This window comes from Kitasatospora sp. NPDC004289, assembly GCF_053602875.1.
Genome location: NZ_JBSGEL010000166.1, coordinates 1 through 3,179, shown reverse-complemented (window position 1 = coordinate 3,179; position 3,179 = coordinate 1). Strand labels below are relative to the sequence as shown.

The window sequence follows — 3,179 nt, the reverse complement described above, 5'->3', positions numbered from 1 at the left end:
TGTCGACACCACCCGCCTCGACGTGTTGGCGGTTTTGGACGTCGGGGGGGTGGCCCGGGGGGTGGTGTCTCTCGCCCCCCCCCCCCCCCCCCCCCCCCCCACCCCCGCACGGAAGTGACGGCGCGTCAGCCCCTAGACATGGGTCCCGGAGGCCCAGATCTGCACACCGTCGGCGTCGTACAGCACCAGGTTCCCGTCACCTCGCAGGACGAGGTAGGCGCCCTGGTGGCCCCAGGTCCCGGTGGACCAGAGGGCCCGGCCGTCGGCCGCGTAGACCACCGCGTTGCCGTCGGGCTGCAGGGTGAACCGGGCACCGGAGTTACCCCAGGTGCGGCTGGACCACAGGGCGCGGCCCGCGTTGGCCAGGACCAGGTTGCCATCGGTCTGCATGGTGAGGACGGACGGGCCGTACGTCAGGTTGACCAGCGCCTGACCGCTGGTCAGCCCCTGACCCGGCTCCAGCACCGCGCCGCTCACGGCCGGTTCACGGTTGTCCGTCCGGGTCGACCAGACCGACCAGCCGGCCGTGCCGTAGAGCGCGAAGTCGAGGTTGTCCTGCAGCACGGCACGGGCGTTGGGGTACTGCCAGGTGCCGGAGCCCCACAGCGGGCGGCCGTCGGCGGCCTTCACCACGAGGTTGCCGTCGCCCTGCACCGTCGCCACCGCACCCTGGTTGCCCCAGGTCCTGGTCGACCAGCGGGCGTTGCCGGTGGCCTTGGAGTACAGCACCAGGTTCCCGTCCGGCTGCATCACCAGCCGGCCCGCCTTCGACTCCACCGTCTCGCCCGACCGCACCGTCCGGCCCGAGGGGATCACGGTGCCCCGGGTCTCCACGCCGCCGTAGCGGGTGCCGGTGGACCAGAGCACCTTGCTGTCGGCGTCCTGCATGACCAGGTCGCCGTCGCGCTGGACGACCAGCCGGGCGCTGGGGTTGCCCCAGGTGCCGCTGGACCAGAGCGGCGCGCCGGCCGCGTCCCGGATCACCAGGTTGCCGTCCGCCTCCAGGGCCACGGCCGCACCGGGGCGGCCCTCGGTGCCCGAGGTCCAGAGCACCGAGGAGGTCTGACGGTCGGTCAGCACCAGGTTCCCGTCGGTGCCCATGGCCAGCACCGTGCGGTCGGCGGCCACCTGCTCACCCGCCTTGAGCGGGCGACCGGCCGGCAGCGGGATCCCGGCGGTCTCGTGCGCCGGGTCGTACGTCCGGGTCGACCAGACCGGCGTGGCCTGGACGTTGCGGAGCACCACGTTGCAGTCGTCCTGGACGGTGAGCAGGTGGGCCCCCGCGCCGATCGGCCCGGTGCTGCTCCAGTAGGAGCTGTGGTCGTTGCCGATCAGCTCCAGGTGGCCGTCGGCCCGGACGAGCATCCGGCCGTCGACGTGGCCCGGGGTGTTGCTCGACCAGAGCACCTTGCCGGTGGCCAGCTCGGTGAGCACCAGGCTGCCGGACCGGTCCACCTTCAGACTCGCGCACGCCGAGTAGAGCACGTGGAGCGAGCCGGGCCGGTTGCCGTCCGAGATCCGGTTCCGGAAGGTGGAGAGGTCGCCCAGCGCGTCCTCCGCGCCGAGCCGGCCGACTCCGCCGGCCGCGTCGAGACCCCGGCGCACCACCCAGTCCGCCCCCTGGCCCTGCGGCGCGGTCCGCGTGGTGACCAGCTCGGGGTTCCCGTCCCCGTCCAGGTCGCCCGGCGAGGTGAACCGGCTGTCGGCGGTGTACTCGCTGTCGTAGTCCGACTTGGCCCGGAAGGACACCAGGTCCAGCGGCGCCGGGAACGGCTTCGGTCCGGGCTCCCCGCTCAGCAGCCGAGCGCCCCAGCTCTGCTCCGGCGAACCGTCACAGGGCCGGGTCCCGTAGGTCCGGCCCGGGAGCACCGTCAGGCAGGTGCCGTCCGCGGCGGCCAGGCCCCCGTCGGCGACCTGCTTCCAGCGCTGGCCGGGCTCGCCGATGCACTCCTGGGTGAGCAGGTCACCGCCGCGCTGGATCAGGCAGAGGTTCCCGGCCCGGAGCGTGCCGTCGGTCGCGAAGCGCCAGAAGGTGGAACGGTAGGTCCCGCACTGCCGCATCCCGTCCTTCACGACGAGGCACTGCTCGTTCCCGTCGGAGTCCAGCGCGGCGCTCCGCAGTTCGAAGGCGGGGAACGGCGAGGCGAACCGCTTGACCGGGAGGCCGTCCGGGCCGAACTCCAGCCGGTAACCGGCGATCACGGCGCCGTTCGCCGGGGCCGCCCAGAGGGTGGGGACGCCGCCGACCTTGCCCGGGGCCATCAGCACCGTCGAGCGCCAGGCCTCGTCCGCACTGAGCTTGACCGGGGCGCCGATCACCGCGCCGCCGGCCTTGCCCGGGTAGTACCAGAGGCTCTCGCCCTCGACCGTGATCAGGTCGGGCATGCCGTCCTTGTTCGCGATCCCGTCGGTGGCCAGCACCTGGCTGGTGGAGTTCCAGGTCGGGTCGTAGCCGGTGCAGTCCGACCCCGCCGCGCAGGTGGCCGGCTTGGCCACCTTGACGGCCTTGTCCTTCTTCGTGAAGTACCCGGGCTTCCCGCCGGAGTTGGCGTCGTTCGGGTACAGGTACAGCGAGCTGTTGTAGGCGTCGAAGACGTACAGGTCGTCGACCCGGCCGCCGGTGGCGCTGCCCCGGTGGCTGACCTGCAGGTTCCCCCATGCGTTGGCGTCCGGCACCGGGCTCGGCCCGCGGTCCGCCGCCTCGTAGGGCGCACCGCCGGCCGGCAGCACGCTCAGCACCGACCCGGTCGCGGTGACCACGTCCACCTTGCCGTCGCCGGTGACGTCACCGGCGACCTTCGCGGCCGGGGCCGTCGGGCCCTCCGCGTGCGACGGCACGGCGATACCGCCGACCAGCACCGCCGCCAGTGCGGCTGCGGCCGCGAGCCGTCTGCCGCCACCCGCGCGGCGCGGGGCGCGGATGCGCTCCCCCATGTCCCAACCTCCCCATTGCGCCGGGCCCGGCGGCACCGGCCGTCCGGCCCGTGATCATGGGCCAGGGGGGGCAGGCTATCGTCCACTCGTTCGTATCCGCCACGCGGTATCCGGTGAACGCCGACGGGGGTGGCACCCGGACCCCGTAGGGTCCGGCCCGAACCCGATCTCGCCCCCCGGTTGATGGAGGTCTTCGCCCTGGTCGGCCCGCTCTACCGGCGGGTCCAGCGCAAGGTCGAGACGGA

General features: G+C 73.5%; 1 protein-coding gene and 1 pseudogene. One reads left to right on the top strand and one right to left on the bottom strand.

The annotated features are described in order from the left end of the window. Positions 1-132: 132 nt before the first annotated feature. Positions 133-2,934: a hypothetical protein gene (locus ACWEPF_RS39700; protein WP_452176501.1), complete on the bottom strand. Its 2,802-nt coding sequence runs from the start codon at positions 2,932-2,934 to the stop codon at positions 133-135. Between the two features lie 183 nt (positions 2,935-3,117). On the opposite strand from ACWEPF_RS39700, the pseudogene ACWEPF_RS39695 reads away from it, so the two are divergent. Then, positions 3,118-3,179 (top strand): annotated as a pseudogene (locus ACWEPF_RS39695) (MarR family winged helix-turn-helix transcriptional regulator); the annotation flags it as partial.